12 protein-coding genes are annotated in these 16,013 nt (G+C 36.9%); all 12 read left to right on the forward strand.

The window, feature by feature from the left end; translation table 11 throughout:
• Positions 1 to 191 precede the first annotated feature (191 nt).
• The 12 genes from panE to murB all read left to right on the forward strand — a co-directional run bounded on the left by panE (position 192) and on the right by murB (position 16,011).
• Positions 192 to 1,082: a 2-dehydropantoate 2-reductase gene (panE, locus tag AC2CGR_RS18465; RefSeq protein ID WP_087966277.1), complete on the forward strand. Its 891-nt coding sequence runs from the start codon at positions 192 to 194 to the stop codon at positions 1,080 to 1,082.
• 79 nt (positions 1,083 to 1,161) lie between these two features.
• Positions 1,162 to 2,778, forward strand: a complete 1,617-nt coding sequence (gene bshC / locus AC2CGR_RS18470) for a bacillithiol biosynthesis cysteine-adding enzyme BshC (RefSeq protein WP_484481046.1) — start codon at positions 1,162 to 1,164, stop codon at positions 2,776 to 2,778.
• 369 nt (positions 2,779 to 3,147) lie between these two features.
• A complete protein-coding gene (gene rsmH, locus AC2CGR_RS18475) occupies positions 3,148 to 4,080 on the forward strand; it encodes a 16S rRNA (cytosine(1402)-N(4))-methyltransferase RsmH (protein WP_029439634.1) in 933 nt (310 codons plus the stop codon).
• Positions 4,081 to 4,095: 15 nt separating this feature from the next.
• Entirely contained in the window at positions 4,096 to 4,458 is a 363-nt protein-coding gene (gene ftsL, locus AC2CGR_RS18480; RefSeq protein ID WP_484481047.1) for a cell division protein FtsL, read from the forward strand.
• Between the two features lie 21 nt (positions 4,459 to 4,479).
• On the forward strand, positions 4,480 to 6,630 hold the full coding sequence (locus tag AC2CGR_RS18485) for a penicillin-binding protein (RefSeq protein ID WP_087966281.1): 2,151 nt from the start codon (positions 4,480 to 4,482) through the stop codon (positions 6,628 to 6,630).
• Positions 6,631 to 6,711: 81 nt separating this feature from the next.
• Positions 6,712 to 8,628, forward strand: a complete 1,917-nt coding sequence (locus AC2CGR_RS18490; protein WP_087966283.1) for a stage V sporulation protein D — start codon at positions 6,712 to 6,714, stop codon at positions 8,626 to 8,628.
• Between the two features lie 208 nt (positions 8,629 to 8,836).
• On the forward strand, positions 8,837 to 10,312 hold the full coding sequence (murE, locus tag AC2CGR_RS18495; RefSeq protein WP_087966285.1) for a UDP-N-acetylmuramoyl-L-alanyl-D-glutamate--2,6-diaminopimelate ligase: 1,476 nt from the start codon (positions 8,837 to 8,839) through the stop codon (positions 10,310 to 10,312).
• A gap of 22 nt (positions 10,313 to 10,334) precedes the next feature.
• On the forward strand, positions 10,335 to 11,309 hold the full coding sequence (mraY, locus tag AC2CGR_RS18500; RefSeq protein WP_000893059.1) for a phospho-N-acetylmuramoyl-pentapeptide-transferase: 975 nt from the start codon (positions 10,335 to 10,337) through the stop codon (positions 11,307 to 11,309).
• A complete protein-coding gene (gene murD, locus AC2CGR_RS18505) occupies positions 11,310 to 12,662 on the forward strand; it encodes a UDP-N-acetylmuramoyl-L-alanine--D-glutamate ligase (RefSeq protein ID WP_131100681.1) in 1,353 nt (450 codons plus the stop codon).
• A gap of 90 nt (positions 12,663 to 12,752) precedes the next feature.
• Positions 12,753 to 13,844, forward strand: a complete 1,092-nt coding sequence (spoVE, locus tag AC2CGR_RS18510; RefSeq protein WP_000753510.1) for a stage V sporulation protein E — start codon at positions 12,753 to 12,755, stop codon at positions 13,842 to 13,844.
• Positions 13,845 to 13,949: 105 nt separating this feature from the next.
• The gene (gene murG, locus AC2CGR_RS18515; protein ID WP_001265416.1) at positions 13,950 to 15,044 is read left to right on the forward strand and encodes an undecaprenyldiphospho-muramoylpentapeptide beta-N-acetylglucosaminyltransferase; all 1,095 of its coding nucleotides are present in this window, start codon (positions 13,950 to 13,952) and stop codon (positions 15,042 to 15,044) included.
• A gap of 61 nt (positions 15,045 to 15,105) precedes the next feature.
• The gene (gene murB, locus AC2CGR_RS18520; protein ID WP_087966289.1) at positions 15,106 to 16,011 is read left to right on the forward strand and encodes a UDP-N-acetylmuramate dehydrogenase; all 906 of its coding nucleotides are present in this window, start codon (positions 15,106 to 15,108) and stop codon (positions 16,009 to 16,011) included.
• The last annotated feature ends 2 nt before the right edge of the window (positions 16,012 to 16,013 follow it).

A 16,013-nucleotide genomic window follows, 5' to 3' on the forward strand; every position in this document is an offset into this window, starting at 1 on the left:
GTGGCATTTGTTTGTCAAAAAGTAATGAAGTTATAAACTGTGTTAATGTAATTGAAGAGGATAAAGTGAAACTGTAATTGTTGGCGTTTGTTCATCTTTAGTTAAATATGATTCCGCACGAATCGGGTGTTAGTGGAATAAAAGGGGAGGGGAAAAGGGACTCGTGTATCGTGTTCAAATGAGTTCCTTGTGTGAAAATGAAAATTGGAGTTGTGGGACCAGGAGCTATCGGTCTATTGTATACATTTTATTTACAAAAAAGTAATCAAGATGTTACGTTGTTTACAAGGACAGCTAAGCAGGCTGACGAATTAAATATAACGGGTGTAACTTGTATTAGGGAGGGGAAACGTGAAACGGTATTCCCGCATGTATTGCCGATAGAAAGTATGCTAGACCAGCAGCTAGACTATATATTTATTGCTGTTAAGCAATATCATATAACTGACATACTACCTTTTGTGCGAGGGAAATCCTCATTAATCTTTTTGCAAAACGGAATGTCACACCTTCATACTATGCAGAAAATAGAGAATGAAAATATTGCAGTTGGAATTGTGGAGCATGGTGCAAAAAAAGAAGAAAGACATACCGTTTATCATACAGGGATAGGTGTAACGAAGTTTGGAATTGTGCAAGGTCGGTCTATACATTTTGAAAAAATATTTAATTGTTTTCCTTTTCCTCATTTTCCGATTCGAATAGAAGATGATTGGAAGGATGTTATGCACAAGAAATTAGTAGTTAATGTATGTATCAATCCATTGACGGCATTATTACAAGTCAAGAACGGAGAATTGATTACGAACCCGTTTTTTTATCAGATGATGGAGCAAGTATTCCACGAAGTTGTTTTTCTCGTTAAAGAAGAAAAAGAAATGGTATGGGAAATGGTACGTCATGTATGTGAAAGAACGTCTCAGAATACATCATCTATGCTGGCAGATGTAAGATCGAATAGACAAACAGAGATTGGTGCGATTGTTGGATATGTATTAGAAGAAGCTAAGAAACAGCAACGATTCGTTCCGACACTTCAATTTTTGTTCGATGCAATAAAAGGATTAGAAGTAAAAGTATAAGTGTAATTCTTTGCTTTTACGTGAAACATTGACTACAATGTGGATTGGTGAGAGAACAGGATACGAAAGGAAGAATTATATGGAGATAAAAGAAATCTCTGTTCCGCAACAAGGTGTTGTAGCGGACTATATGAACGGTAAAAAAGAGATACAGTCGTGTTTTGATTATATGTTAACAGAAGATGCTTTTAAACAGCGTGTACAAGATTTGCGTGAGAGGGAGTTTTTCCGCCAAGATTTAGTAGAGCATTTATTAGAATATAATACAAATTTACAAGCGGGAGAAGCTACAATTCAAAATGTAAAAGCGCTTGGAGATGAAAATACATATGTTGTTATAGCTGGACAACAAGCTGGGTTATTAACTGGACCGCTTTATACGATTCATAAAATTATTTCAGTTTTACAGCTTGCGAAGGAAAAGGAAGAAAGTTTAGGTGTTAAAGTTGTTCCTATTTTCTGGATTGCTGGTGAAGACCATGATATGGATGAAATTAATCATACTTTTGTAACGAAGAATAAAAAAATAAAAAAGACTATTTTTCATGATCGTAATCCGAAAAAGGCGAGTGCTTCAGAGTCCGAGCTTTCTTTGGAAGACTGTAGAAAATGGATTGAAGAGATTTTTAAAACATACCCTGAAACGAATTTTACAAAGGATGTACTGCAATTTATTGATGATTCTTTAGGGAAATCCAATACGTATGTAGATTTCTTTGGTCACCTTATTATGAAAATGTTCGTGAATTCTGGTTTAATTCTTGTCGATTCGCATCATCCTGAATTAAGAAAATTAGAAGTGCCGTTTTTCAAACAAATTGTAAGTAAGTATAAAGAAGTGCAAGAAGGGCTTCATAACCAACAGAAAGTAATTAAAGAATTAGGATATAAACCAATTATTGAAACAAAGTCTAATGCAGTACATATATTCATGGAAATTGATAATGAGCGAGTGTTGCTTGAAGACAATCAAGGGAAGTTTGTTGGGAAGGATGGGACGTATTCCTTTTCATATGAAGAATTGATTGAAGAGATGGAAAGAAGTCCAGAGCGCTTTAGTAATAATGTTGTAACGCGCCCTCTTATGCAAGAGTATGTATTTCCTACGTTGGCGTTTATTGGAGGTCCAGGGGAATTAGCTTACTGGAGTGAATTACAACAAGTCTTCCATACTATCGGTTTCCGAATGCCGCCTGTCGTTCCTCGTATTACAATAACTTATATTGAGAGGGATATAGCGACAGATTTACACGATTTACAATTGCAAGAGAGTGATCCGTTTTTTAATAACGTAGATAAGTTGCGTGAAAACTGGTTATCTAATCAAATAGAGGAACCGATAGATGAACGATTTGTAGAGGCAAAAAAAGAAATAATTGATATTCATACGTCATTACAACAGTTTGTGAAGAAAATAGATCCTGGATTAAGTGAGTTTGCAGGGAAAAATGAGTTCAAAATTAATGAACAAATTGAACTGTTGGAAAGAATGTTGAAAAGAAATGTTGAGAAAAAACATGAAGTGGAACTAAATAAATTCCGTCGCATACAATTTGCGCTCCGTCCATTGGGGGCGCCGCAAGAGCGTGTGTGGAATGTATGTTACTATTTAAATCAGTTTGGTTTGGATTTCGTTGATCGTATAATGGAACAGCCGTTTTCTTGGAATGGGAAACATCACGTTATAAAACTATAGAATCTTGCTCTTAGGAGCAGGATTTTATTTTTATCCCGTTGAATTTACTGTGAAGTGGAATTTTTCTGAATTATTAATTTTAAAAATGGTGAATATCGTAATTATGCAGGATACTTAAATATATGACAAAATAGCACAAAATGTAAACGTATTATTATCTTTTTCGACAGTTTTTTATTTAAATTCCCGCAAAAGATGATAAAATTTAGTATATAATAAAAGAAAATAGCGATTTGTATAGTATGCTGCCTTTGTAGGCAAGTTAAATGAGTCGTTCTTTCATAGTATTTCGTTCTCTAGTCGTGAGATATACGTTTAGAGGAGGAGATACATTCAACATAATTAATTGGAAAAAGAGTAGGTGCAACAATGTTTAATCACGTAACAGTGCTTTTGAAGGAAACAGTAGATGGCTTAGATATAAAGCCAGGTGGTACATATGTAGATTGTACACTGGGGGGAGGAGGACATAGTTCTTATTTATTATCCCAATTAACTGAAGGTGGAAGATTAATCGCGTTTGATCAAGATGAGATAGCAATTCAAAATGCGAAAGAAAAATTCTCTTCATACGGTGAGCAGTTCATAACAGTAAAGAGTAATTTCCGTTACCTAGCTGAAAAACTACAGGAATTAGGTATAACAGAAGTAGACGGTATTTTATTTGATTTAGGTGTTTCATCCCCGCAATTAGATACACCAGAGCGTGGCTTTAGTTATCATCATGATGCACCGTTAGATATGCGAATGGATCAAGATGCCCCATTAACAGCCTATGATGTTGTAAATAGCTGGTCATATGAACAACTTGTAAGAATTTTCTTCCAGTATGGCGAAGAAAAATTTTCAAAACAAATAGCAAGAAAAATTGAAGCGTATCGTGAGAATAAAGCTATTGAAACGACAGGTGAATTAGTAGAACTAATTAAAGAGGGTATTCCAGCTCCTGCTCGTAGAACGGGTGGACATCCTGCGAAGCGAGTGTTCCAGGCAATCCGTATTGCGGTAAATGATGAATTGAAAGTATTTGAAGAAGCGTTGGAATCTGCAATTGAGATGGTCAAGCCAGGCGGAAGGGTTAGTGTTATAACATTCCATTCTTTAGAAGACCGTATTTGCAAAACGACGTTTAAGCGAAATAGTACAACGCCACAATTGCCGCCAGGATTACCGATTATTCCTGATGAATTTAAGCCGAAATTAAAGCTTATTACAAGAAAACCGATTTTACCTTCTGATATAGAGTTAGAAGAAAATAATCGAGCGCGTTCTGCGAAATTGAGAATCGCTGAAAAACGATAAAAAGGGGAGAGAGGTATGAGTAACTTAGCTGTAAAGTACAAGCAACAAGCGCAAGAAGAGGTTCAGGTTCAAACGCCCCCACAGCAGATGGTTCAGCCAAAAGCTAAAGCGAAGATTACAAGAATCGAAAAACTGTTGTATGTAGCGTTTATTGGCTTTTTATTGTATGCCTGTGTAGCGTTTATTGGAAATAAAGCAGGTCTTTATCAAGTTAATGTAGAAGCTGCGACAATAGAACAAAAAATTGTACAGCAGCAAAAAGAAAATCAAGAGTTACAGGCTGAAGTAGAGAAGTTAAGTCGTTATGAACGAATCTCTGAAGTTGCAAAAAAACACGGGCTAGAAATTAATGCGAATAATGTGAAAGGCCTCAAATAAGGCAATAGGTGTGAAGGGAAAATGAAGAGGAATATGACTAAATTTCATACCAATAAGGGAGCAGGGTATTTTATGATTTTATTCCTCCTGCTCTTTTTGCTGTTATTAGCCCGATTTTTTTACATACAAGCGACAGGAACAGTGCACAATCAGGATTTAGATACACTTGCTAAGCAAAAACATAGTAAAACAGGAGTTCTGGAAGCGAATCGCGGGACGATTTATGATCAAAATGGTCATGTGTTAGCGCAAGATGCAAACTCTTATAAACTTGTAGCGGAACTAAAAGGTGCAAAGCCGGTTGAGAATAAAGAGGATACTGCCAAGAAAATTGCGGGCGTACTTGGAAAAGATGAAGAGAAAATTTTAGCTACTTTAAATAAAGAAGGTAGAAGTCAGGTAGAGTTTGGGAATTTAGGTAAGGGCTTGACGAAAGAACAGAAGGAACAAATCGAAGCATTGAAATTGCCGGGTATATCTTTTATTACAGAAAATGCAAGAGTGTATCCAAACGGTGATTTCGCATCTTATGTTGTAGGGCATGCGAGACCTGATGATAAAGGAATTGCTATAGGACAATTTGGTTTAGAAAAGAGTTTGGATAAGTATTTAGGTGCTGCTAATGGAAAAGTAGCTTATACAGGTGACCGTAGAGGAGTATCTCTTGACGGTGGAAAAGTGAATGTAAAGGCACCTAAAAATGGCGATAATGTTTATTTAACGCTTGACCAACGTATTCAAAGTTATCTAGAAGACGCAATGAAAGAAGCGAGTAAACATTATGAACCAGAAAGCTTAATAGGAATTGTTGCGGATCCGAAAACAGGGAAAATATTAGCTATGTCTAGTAAACCTAGTTATGATCCGAATCAAGAAAATAATAAATATTTTTATAATGATGCAATTGCCAATGCATTTGAACCTGGATCAACAATGAAAATTTTCACGCTAGCAGCAGCTATTAATGAAGGCGTGTATAAGGGACAAGATTATTACCAGTCTGGTACATATCAAGTCGGGAACCGCAAAATAAAAGATCATAATGGCGGCGCTGGATGGGGATCTATCACATTTGATGAAGGGGTAGAGCGCTCTTCCAACGTAGCGTTTGCTATTTTAGGTGATCAAAAACTTGGTCCAGACCGTTTCCGGAAATATATCCATGCTTTCGGATTAGATGAAAAAACGAATATTGATTTACCTGGTGAAGGTTCAAATACCATTGTATTCGATCAGCAAATACAGCAAGTAACAACAGCTTTTGGACAAGGTTCTACTGTAACACCAATTCAGCTTGTGCAAGCTGCAACTGCTATTGCGAACGATGGGAAAATGATGAAACCTTATACAATTGATAAAATTGTAGATCCGATAACAGGGGAAGTAAAATTAGAACATAAGCCAGAAGAAGTGGGCAAACCGGTTACAAAAGAGACAGCAGCGCAAGTAAGACAGTTATTAGAACGTGTTGTTACATCACCGAAAGGAACAGGAACTGCTTATAAAGTCGATGGATATTCAGTTGGTGGTAAAACAGGAACAGCGCAAATTCCAGATGGAAAAGGTGGCTATATGACGGGAAGAGAGAATTATATATTCTCGTTCTTAGGTATGGCACCTATGGACGATCCGCAACTTGTTGTGTATCTAGCTGTTAAACAGCCAAAATTGAAAGATGATGAGAGCGGCGCACAACCTTTAGCTGATATTTTTAAATATGTAACGAAGAATAGTTTAGAGTATTTAAAGATTAAGCCTAATGAAGTGAAAGATCCGAAGAAATATGTGAAAGAACAACAAACTGCTGTTCCAGATGTAACCGAAAAAACGATGGAAGAAGCGAAAAAAGCCATTGATAAAGCAAAACTTCGTCCAATCGTATTAGGTGAAGGAAAAGTACAGCAACAAGTACCGAAAGCAACCGAACAAACATTGAAGGGTGACCGAGTCTTCTTAGTGGGAGATAAACCTACAATGCCGAATATACAGGGTTGGGCATTACGTGATGTTATGAATTTAGCAAAAACATTAAAGCTTAACCTAAAACCTACTGGTACAGGATACGTAACTGAACAAAGCGTGCCAGAAGGAACATTGTTGCAACCTGGTACAGAGTTAGGTGTAACACTTGTACCGCCACTTGAACCACAACAAGAAGCAGAAAAACCGTAATGATAAAAGAGAAGATGTTCTAATTAAATACGTACAAGCATATATTGGAACAAGCTAGGCGTAAGGGAGGCTTGTTCCAATATGCGTGTATCAAATGTAACAGTTAGAAAACGACTTATTTTTATACTTATATCAGGTATACTTATTTTCACTATCATCGATATTCGTCTTGGATATGTGCAATTTTTTCTTGGGAATATGTTAACGGATCGTGCGAAAGATTCATGGAGTCGTAATATTACTTTTGAACCTGAACGTGGGAAGATTTTAGACCGAAATGGTGTGGAACTTGCTACGAATAAAAGTGCTCCAACTGTCTTTGTTGTACCGAGGCAAATTGAAAAACCGGCAGAGACTGCAGAGAAGTTAGCTGCAGTATTAGGTGTGGAAAAAGATGAGATTTATAAGAGAGTTACAAAAAAAGAATCAATTGTACGGTTAGATAAAGGCGGAAGGAAAATATCACATGATAAAGCGAAAGAGGTAAGAGGATTAAGTTTGAAAGGTGTTTATATCGCAGAGGACTCTATCCGGTACTATCCATTTGGTAACTTTTTATCACACGTATTAGGGTTTGCAGGTAGTGATAACCAAGGACTTATGGGACTAGAAAAATATTATGATAAAGAACTAAATGGTGATGAAGGTCATGTGCGTTTTTTTGCAGATGCAAAAGGACAAAGGATGCCTAATGTTGGCGATGATTTCAAAAAACCAGAAGCGGGTTTGAATTTAGGCTTAACAATTGATGCGCGTATTAATAGAATTATGGAAAGAGAAATGAATATTGCAGAGTCGACATATAATCCAGATGGTATGATTGCGATTGCGATGAATCCGAAAAACGGTGAAATTTTAGGTATGTCAAGTCGACCGAGCTTTGATCCAGCAGATTTTCAAAGTGTTTCTCCAGAAGTGTATAATAGAAATTTACCAGTATGGAGTACGTATGAGCCTGGTTCAACATTTAAGATTATTACGTTAGCTGCAGCTTTGAATGAAAATTTAGTAGACTTAGAGAAAGATACGTTTTATGATGATGGAGCAGCTGAAGTTGGTGGAGCTAGATTGAAATGCTGGAAAGCAGGAGGTCACGGTAGCCAGACGTTTTTAGAAGTAGTTCAAAACTCTTGTAACCCAGGATTTATTGAACTTGGTGATCGCCTTGGTAAAGACCGATTGTTTAAATACATTCGTAATTTTGGATTTGGACAGAAAACCGGAATTGATCTACAAGGTGAAGGTAGTGGGATTTTATTTAATTTAGATAAAGTCGGTCCAGTCGAGCAAGCAACAACTTCATTCGGTCAAGGTGTTTCTGTTACGCCAATTCAACAAGTGGCGGCGGTAGCAGCAGCTGTAAATGGTGGGACATTGTATCAACCGTATATAGCTAAAGAATTTATTGATCCGAAAAACAATCAAGTAGTAAGTAAAAAGACACCTGTGGAAAAAAGAAAAGTTATTTCCAAGGAAACTTCAGAAAAAGTTCGGTATGCATTAGAGAATGTTGTAGCAAAGGGATCTGGTAAAGGTGCTTTCATTGATGGGTATCGTGTAGGTGGAAAAACAGGTACGGCCCAAAAAGTGAAAGATGGTAAATATTTAGAGAATAATTATATCGTATCTTTTATTGGTTTTGCTCCAGCAGATGATCCGGAAATTGTTGTTTATGTTGCTGTTGATAATCCGAAAGGTGTTACGCAATTCGGTGGAGTAGTAGCAGCTCCAATTGTTGGGAATATTCTTCGGGATGCACTTCCTGTTATGGGAGTGAAACCGAGAAAAGAACAGGTTGAGAGAGAATATAAATGGGGCGATATACCAACTGTGGAAGTTCCGAATTTAATTGGTATGAAAAAGAAAGACTTACAGACGCAACTCGTCGATTTGAAGCTTGATATAAGTGGAGACGGAGAGAAAGTCATTAAGCAGTCCCCAGAAGCAGGAGCTAAAGTGAAAGAAGGCTCAAAAATTAGAATTTACTTCGGGAATTAAAGGTAACCTAGTACGTTTTATGGTACAATTGGTGGAAGTGAGTTCTTTATAGAAGAGTTACTTAATTTGAGGCCGTAAGAGTCTCAGTTATAAATAGGTCTATTTATTAGACACAGTAGCACTTACCTCCTATTGTACATAATTAGGAGGTAGCGTGTTGCTTATTAATAAAAGAGATAAATACACAATGTAGAGAGGGTTTAGTGAAATGAAGTTGCATACACTTGTATCATGTTTGCATGATTTTCCAGTTGTTCCAAAAGAAAATCCAGAAATCACATCTATAGAAGCTGATTCACGTAAAGTGAAAGAGGGAAGCTTATTTGTATGTATGAAAGGGTATACGGTTGATAGCCATGATTTTGCTAAGCAAGCAGCGGCACAAGGAGCGGCTGCTATTGTTGCGGAAAGACCAATTGATGTTGACGTTCCAGTTGTACTTGTGAAAAATACTTTTCGTTCGTTAGCGGTTTTAGCTGATTATTTTTATGGTCAACCAACACACAAGTTACATTTAATCGGTATTACAGGTACAAATGGAAAGACAACAACATCGCATATTATGGATGAGATTATGCGCGCACATGGTCATAAAACGGGGCTAATTGGAACGATTAATATGAAAATCGGTGATGAAACATTTGAGGTGAAAAATACAACGCCAGATGCACTAACACTTCAACAGACGTTTGCAAAAATGGTTGAACACGGTGTGGATAGCACAGTAATGGAAGTTTCGTCACATGCTTTAGATCTTGGCCGTGTACACGGATGTGATTACGATGTAGCAGTGTTTACAAATTTAACACAAGATCATTTAGACTATCATAAAACGATGGAAGAATATAAACATGCAAAAGGGTTGCTATTTGCACAACTTGGCAATAGTTATAATCATAATCGTGAAAAATACGCGGTACTAAATAATGATGATGTTGTAACGGCGGAATATATGAGAAGTACTGCAGCAACTGTTGTAACGTATGGAATTGATACAACAAGTGATGTTATGGCCAAAGATATCGTTATGACAAGTGGTGGAACTACATTTACGCTTGTAACACCGTATGAGAGTGTAAATGTTACGATGAAATTAATTGGGAAATTTAATGTATATAACGTACTAGCTGCAACAGCAGCAGGACTTGTTTCTGGTGTAAGTTTAGAAACAATCATTGATGTAATAAAGGAACTAGCTGGAGTTCCAGGACGTTTTGAAGTAGTAGATGGTGGACAAAATTATACAGTTATTGTTGATTATGCACATACACCAGATAGTTTAGAAAATGTATTGAAAACAGCAAAGCAGTTTGCAAAAGGTGACGTATATTGCATCGTCGGTTGTGGCGGTGATAGAGATCGAACGAAGAGACCAATCATGGCAAGTGTTGCAACACAATATGCAACTCACGCAATTTACACTTCAGATAATCCAAGAAGTGAAGAGCCAGGAGCTATTTTAGATGATATGGTACATGGTGCAAATGGAAATAATTATGAAGTAATTATTGATAGAAAAGAAGCGATATACCATGCAATTGCTAACGTGAAAGCAGAAGATATTGTCATTATTGCTGGTAAGGGTCATGAAACATATCAAATTATTGGTAAAGATGTTCATCATTTTGACGATCGTGAAGTCGCTAAAGAAGCAATTACAGAGCGTTTAAACAACGAAGAGTAACAACGTGAGAGGAGGACTACATGTGCTTGAGCAAGGTTTATTAGTAACGGCTGGGGTAGCATTCTTAATTTCTGTTGCCCTTTCGCCATTGTTTATTCCGTTTTTAAGAAAATTAAAGTTCGGACAGAGTATTCGTGATGAGGGACCAAAGTCACATCAAAAAAAATCAGGGACCCCGACGATGGGTGGTATCGTCATATACGTATCTATGATGGTAACTTCACTTATTATGGCGATTAAGTTTAATCGTCTAGGTGCAGAGGTTTCGTTATTACTATTAGTGACGTTTGGTTACGGATTGATTGGATTTTTAGATGACTACATAAAGGTAGTTAAGAAGAGAAATCTTGGTTTAACATCAAAACAAAAATTAGTAGGCCAGCTTGTTATTGCTATTGCGTTCTTTTTAATTGGAAAAGGGCAAGCGTTCCACACATACATCATGATTCCGGGAACGGATGTTAAGTTTGAATTAGGTTGGGCGTATTTTGTACTTGTACTATTTATGCTTATTGGTGGATCAAATGCAGTTAACTTAACTGACGGTTTAGATGGTTTATTATCAGGAACTGCTGCTATTGCATTTGGAGCATTTAGTATTATTGCTGTAGCACAAGAGCAATTTGGAGTAGCCATCTTCTGTATGGCAGTTGTAGGAGCTGTACTTGGATTTTTAGTATTCAATGCGAATCCAGCAAAAGTGTTTATGGGAGATACAGGTTCATTAGCTTTAGGTGGAGCCATTGCAGCTGTAGCGATTTTATTAAAACAAGAATTGCTACTTGTAATCATTGGCGGAGTATTCGTAATGGAAACTTTATCGGTTATTATTCAGGTCATTTCATTTAAAACAACAGGAAAACGTGTCTTTAAAATGAGCCCACTACACCATCATTATGAATTATGTGGTTGGTCAGAGTGGCGTGTCGTTGTGACGTTTTGGTCTGTAGGATTTTTATTAGCTGTGTTAGGAATTTATATCGGGGTGTGGATGTAATTGAAAACTGTAACTGAATTTCAAAATAAAAATATTCTTGTATTAGGCATTGCAAAAAGTGGTTATGCAGCAGCTACATTGTTACAGAAGTTAGGGGCAAATGTTATTGTAAATGACGGAAAGCCTTTAGCAGAGAATGTACTTGCTGCAGAATTACAAGCAAAAGGAATGGACGTTGTATGCGGTGGTCATCCTTTAGAATTATTAGAGAGAAATATTTCTCTTGTAGTAAAAAATCCAGGAATCCCGTATTCTAATCCAATATTAGTTGCTGCGAAAGAAAAGCAAATTCCAATTGTTACGGAAGTTGAATTAGCATATCGTATTTCAGAAGCACCATTTGTTGGGATTACGGGGTCTAACGGTAAAACGACGACGACAATGCTTACATTTGAAATGCTAAAAGAAGGACAGAAGCATCCCGTAATTGCAGGGAACATTGGAACTGTAGCGTGTGAAGTTGCACAGGATGCGAAAGAAAATGAAGTTGTAGTTACAGAACTTTCATCGTTCCAATTGATGGGAGTAGAATTGTTCCAACCTAAAATTGCTGCGTTTTTAAATTTATTTGAGGCCCACTTAGATTATCATGGGACGAAGAAAGAATATGGTTTAGCAAAAGCAAATATTTTTAAAAACCAAACAGAAAATGATTATAGTGTAATAAATGCAGATGATGCAGATGTGATGGCTTTATCTGCTTATAGTAAAGGTCAAAAAGTACTATTCTCAACAACGAAAGAAATTGAAGATGGTGCGTGTATAAAAGATAATGCTCTTTATTTTAAAGGTGAGAAAGTTGTTGCAGTAGGCGATATCGTTTTACCTGGTCAACATAATTTAGAAAATATTTTAGCTGCGATGAGTATCGCAAAATTATTGGGTGTTTCTAATGAAGCGATTACGACGGTGTTAAAACGTTTTACAGGTGTTAAACATCGTTTAGAATATGTAACAACTATTAACAACCGTAAGGTTTATAATGACTCAAAAGCAACGAATATGTTAGCGACAGAGAAAGCTTTATCTGCGTTTACACAACCGATTGTGTTATTAGCAGGTGGGCTTGATCGTGGGAATGAATTCGATGATTTAATTCCGTATTTCAAAAATGTTAAAGCAATTGTAACATTTGGACAAACAGCTCCAAAATTAGTAAGAGCTGCAGAAAAAGCAGGATTAGAGACAATTGAAAGTGTCGATACTTTAGATGAAGCGGTAGTGAAAGCTTATGCTCATTCTACAGATGGCGATGTAATTCTTCTTTCTCCAGCATGTGCAAGCTGGGATCAATTTAAAACATTTGAAGAAAGAGGAGACATTTTTATACAAGCTGTGCATAAACTTATATAAAGTAAATCAAAACATCAGTAGGCTAACACCTACTGATGTTTTGTTACATAGGGCAAAAGTTTCTGCCTAAAGAGGTGGTGTTTATGGGTAATGAAGAAAACGCCTGATTTTATTCTCATCATCGTTACACTTGCGTTGTTAACAATCGGAATGATTATGGTGTATAGTGCGAGTGCGGTTTGGGCCTCTTATAAAATGGGGGATTCATTCTTTTTTGCAAAAAGGCAATTGCTATTCGCAGGTCTTGGTGTAGTGGCTATGTTTTTTATTATGAAAATTGATTATTGGGTGTGGCGTACGTATTCAAAAGTAATTTTGCTAGTTTGCTTCATTCTTCTTATTCTCGTTCTTATTCCTGGAGTAGGTCTTGTTCGAGGAGGAGCACGAAGTTGGATTGGAATCGGAGCATTTTCCATTCAACCGTCCGAATTTATGAAGTTTGCGATGATTATTTTCTTAGCGAAATTTTTAGCGGAACGACAAAAATTAATTACCTCTTTTAAACGTGGTTTACTACCAGCTCTAGGTTTTGTATTTCTTGCATTCGGAATGATTATGTTACAGCCAGACCTTGGTACAGGAACGGTAATGGTTGGGACATGTATCATTATGATATTTATCTCGGGAGCAAGGGTCTTTCACTTTGCAATGTTTGGTTTGCTTGGTGTAGCAGGATTTGTAGGGCTAATTGCATCAGCACCGTATCGGATGAAACGTATAACATCATATTTAGACCCGTGGTCAGATCCGCTTGGAAGTGGATTTCAAATTATTCAATCGTTACTCGCAATTGGACCGGGTGGATTATTCGGGCTTGGACTTGGACAAAGTAGACAAAAGTTTCTTTATTTACCTGAACCGCAAACAGACTTTATATTTGCAATCTTATCCGAGGAATTAGGTTTTATTGGTGGTTCATTTGTGTTATTATTATTTAGTCTATTATTATGGCGTGGGATTCGTATAGCTTTAGGAGCGCCAGATTTATATGGTACGTTTTTAGCAGTAGGTATTGTGGCGATGATTGCGATTCAAGTAATGATTAATGTTGGTGTTGTAACAGGATTGATGCCTGTTACAGGTATTACTTTGCCGTTTTTAAGTTATGGTGGATCAAGTTTGACCTTAATGTTAATGGCAGTAGGTGTATTATTAAATATAAGTCGCCATTCTCGCTACTAAACCCTGTTTTATAAGACAGGGTTTTTCGTATGTGTACGAAGAAACAAGATGTATATAGAAATAAATACGACTGTAATAAGAAAAAGAGAAGCGGAGGAGTTAGTAGTGCGTGTATTAGTAAGTGGTGGGGGCACAGGAGGTCATATTTATCCGGCTCTTGCTTTAATAAGAGAAATAAAAAAATTGAATCCGGAAGCAAGGTTTTTATATATTGGTACGGAGAATGGATTAGAGAGCACAATCGTGCCAAAAGCAGGTATACCGTTTCAATCTATTGTTATAAGTGGATTTAAGCGTAAAATATCGTTAGATAACGTGAAAACGGTGATGCGTTTCCTAAAAGGTGTACAAGATAGTAAACGATATATTCGTCGTTTTAATCCAGATATTGTAATTGGAACGGGTGGATATGTATGTGGACCTGTTGTATATGCTGCGGCAAAATTAGGTATTCCAACTATTGTACATGAACAAAATAGTGTACCTGGTGTAACGAATAAATTTTTAAGCCGCTATGTTGATAAAGTTGCCGTTTGTTTTGAAGCGGCTGCAGAACATTTTCCACAATCAAAAGTGGTCATGACAGGAAATCCACGAGCGTCAGAAGTAATGGATCAAAATGGAATGAAAGGAAAACGTTCAGTAGGTTTATCTCTTCCTAAAAAGTCCGTGCTTATTTTTGGTGGAAGCCGTGGGGCTAGACCAATTAACGATGCTTTCGTAGAGGCAATTGAACAGTTCGGAAATAAAAGTTACGAAATATTGTATGTAACAGGTGAAGTTCATTACGACAAAGTTATGGAAGCAGTGAAGCAAAAAGGGAATCCGAATAATGTTATTATTAAACCTTTCATTCATAATATGCCAGAAGTACTTACAGGTGTAGATCTTGTTGTCTCAAGAGCTGGGGCCACAACACTTGCAGAATTAACAGCGTTAGGGAAGCCAAGTGTGTTAATTCCGAGTCCTTACGTAACAAATAACCATCAGGAAAAAAATGCACGTTCTGTTGTCGATAAAGGAGCAGCAAAAATGTTGCTTGAAAAGGATTTAACAGCTGAAACACTTATTCGTGATATTGATGAGATTTTATTAGATGCACAAACATTACAAAACATGAAGCTTGCTGCTGGGCAATTAGGTATTCCAGATGCAGCGAATAAGCTGTATGAAGTAATGAATAAGCTTGTAAAAAAATAACGTTAGGTGAACGCCCTGCATACTACTGTAATAAGGATGCTTAGTATGGGGGAGATTGTTTATGGAGCAATTAGTAAATGAGCTTATAGAAGCAAATGTTGGTCGCGTGTTAGTGGATGAACCGTTAGCACGTTATACCACTATGAAAATAGGTGGACCAGCTGATATTTTAATTGTGCCAAAGCATGTTGCCGGTATTGAAAAAACGTTACAGTTAGTAAAGAAATATAAAACAAAGTGGACTGTAATTGGTCGTGGTTCGAACCTTCTTGTATCTGATTTAGGTATAGAAGGTGTCGTTATTCGTTTAGGAGAAGGATTAGACCACTTAGAAGTCGAAAAACATAGAGTAAGAGTTGGTGGTGGGTATCCCCTTATTAAATTATCAACTTTACTTAGTCGTCAAGGATTAGCCGGTCTGGAGTTCGCAAGTGGTATTCCAGGAAGTGTTGGCGGTGCAGTGTATATGAATGCAGGAGCACATAAATCAGATATATCAAACATATTATCAAAAGCTCTTATTTTGTTTGAAGACGGAACAATTGACTGGTTAACGCATGAAGAAATGGAGTTTTCCTATCGTACATCTGTATTGCAAACGAAACGTCCTGGTATTGTTTTGGAAGCTGAGCTTCAATTGCAGATAGGAGAGCGTGAGGGGATTGTAAGTGTCATGCAAAAGAATAAAGATTACCGCCGTGAAACACAGCCATGGAATCATCCTTGTGCAGGAAGTGTGTTTCGGAATCCAATTCCATACTTTGCAGGAGATTTAATAGAAAAAGCGGGGCTTCGTGGTTATCAAATAGGTGGAGCTCAAATTTCTGAAATGCATGGGAACTTTATTATTAATACTGGTGGTGCTAGTGCGCAAGATGTATTATCTTTAATAGCATTAGTAAAACAAACAATCAAGGATAAATTTAGCGTAGAAATGCATACAGAAGTAGAAATCATTGGAAGATAACG

The sequence above is a fragment of the Bacillus sp. LSHTCR4 genome, assembly GCF_057197025.1.